General features: G+C 79.1%; 1 protein-coding gene. It reads left to right on the top strand.

All coding sequences use genetic code 11. The features are described from left to right. A partial coding sequence (locus ABZ641_RS34975) for a SpoIIE family protein phosphatase (RefSeq protein WP_359988419.1) occupies window positions 1-2011 on the top strand: 2011 nt, incomplete at both ends.

Genomic DNA, 2011 nt, shown 5'->3' with positions numbered 1-2011 from the left:
GGCGCGACCGCCGCCCCCGGCCCCGACCTCGGCGAGAGCCCCGCCGCCGCCGGCGTCCGGCCGCCGCCCGCACCGCCCACCGAGGCGGACACCGCGGCCCGCGCCCTGCTCGACCGCACCGCCGACCTGCCCGCCGCCGACCTCGCCGTGATCTGGGGCGCCGAACCGGGCGGCGGCCTCACCCTGCTCGGCCACGCCGGCCTCGCCCCCGAGGACGCCCGCGCCTGGCGCCACGTCCCGCCGGACGTCGACACCCCGGCCCGGCACGCCGCCCGCAGCGGCACCGGACCGTGGCCCGAGGGCGGGCCCGCCGCCACCGGCCTGCCCACCGTCGGCCGCGACACCGCGCCGTACCGGCTCGCCCTGCCGATGCGCCGCCGCGGCCGCCTGCTGGGGGTCCTCGAACTCGGCTGGGCCGAAGCCCCGCCCCCGCTGCCGACCGCCGCCCCCGCCCGGCTGCGGGCCCTCGCGGAGGTCTTCGCCGTCACCGTCGACACCGCGCCCCCGGCCGTGCGGCCCGAACCGCCGGGCCCGGACACCGCGGCGCTGGAGGCCGTCCTCGACCCGGCGCTGCTGCTCGCCCCGCTGGAGGGCCGCGACGGCGAGGTCGCCGACTTCCGCATACTGCGCACCAACCACCGCTTCCGCGACCCGGCCGGCCGCCCGCGGCACCGCATCGAGGGCAGCACCCTGCTGGAGTCCTACCCGCTCGCCAGCACCCGCGGCATGCTCGACCGCCTGCTCGCCGTGCTCGCCACCGGCGAACCCGTCCGCGAACGGTTCGTGCTCACCTTCCTCGCCGACGACCTGTCCCGGCTGCCGGTCGTCGCCCGGATCGGAGCCGCCCGCACCGACGGCCACCTCCTGGTCAGCTGGCAGGTCGAGGACGCCGACGCCCGGCTCGTCGGCCTCGTCCACTCCGCCCAGCGGCTGGCCCGGGTCGGCGGCTTCGAGGAGGACCTCGTCAGCGGCGACGTCCTGTGGAACGAGCGGATGTTCGCCCTGCACGGCCTGCCGCCCGACGCCATCCCCGTGCCGCTCGCCGCCCTCCCGGCCCACGTCCACCCCGACGACCGCCGGGCCGTCCAGCGGCTCACCCGCACCGTCCTGGAGGAGGGCCGGGCCGCCTCCGCCGTCTTCCGGCTGCTGCCGCCCGACCGGCCCGCCCGCTACGCCCGGATCGTCGCCGAACCCGTCACCGACCCCGCCGGCCGGGTGGTGCTCGTCCGCGGCGCCGGCCAGGACGTCTCCGACCAGCACCGCACCGAGGTCGCCCTCGCCGCCACCCGTGAACGCCTCGCCGACAGCGAGCTGGAGGCCGCCCAGCGGCACCGCCTCGCCCTGCGCCTCCAGGAGGCGATCCTGCCGCCCGAACCGCCGCCGCTGGACAGCACCGGGCTGCACGCCGCCGTCCGCTACCGGCCCGCCGTCGAACGCGAACGGGTCGGCGGGGACTGGTACGACGTCCTGCCGCTGCCCGACGGCGGCGCCCTGCTCTCCGTCGGCGACCTCGCCGGGCACGGCGTCGAGGCGGCCACCGGGATGGTCGCACTGCGCAACGCGCTGCGCGGGCTCGCCGTCACCGGTGCCGGCCCCGCCCGGCTGCTGCACTGGCTCAACCTCACCGCCCTGGCGCTGCCCGACCCGGCCACCGCCACCGCGGTCTGCGCCCGCTACGACCCGCACACCCGCACCCTGCACTGGGCCCGCGCCGGGCACCCGCCGCCCGTCCTGCTGCGGGCCGGCCGGCCCCGGGTGCTGCCGCTGCCCCGCGGCCTGCTGCTCGGTGCCACCCCCGACGCCCCGTACGAGGAACAGGTCCTGCCCTTGGACCCCGGGGACGTGCTGCTGCTCTACACCGACGGGCTGGTCGAGCAGCGCGGCACCGCCGACGAGGAGTCGCTGCGCCAGCTGCTGGTGGCGGCCGGCGCACCCGGACCCGACCTCGGCGGCTGGCTCGACACCCTGCTGGAGCACAGCCGCTCGGACACCGACGACGACACCTGTCTGA

Origin of the sequence: Kitasatospora sp. NPDC007106, from assembly GCF_040634455.1 — a bacterium.
GTDB lineage: Bacteria > Actinomycetota > Actinomycetes > Streptomycetales > Streptomycetaceae > Kitasatospora > Kitasatospora arboriphila.
Note: the sequence above shows the minus strand (reverse complement) of the source record. Positions and strands in the feature narration are given on the sequence as shown.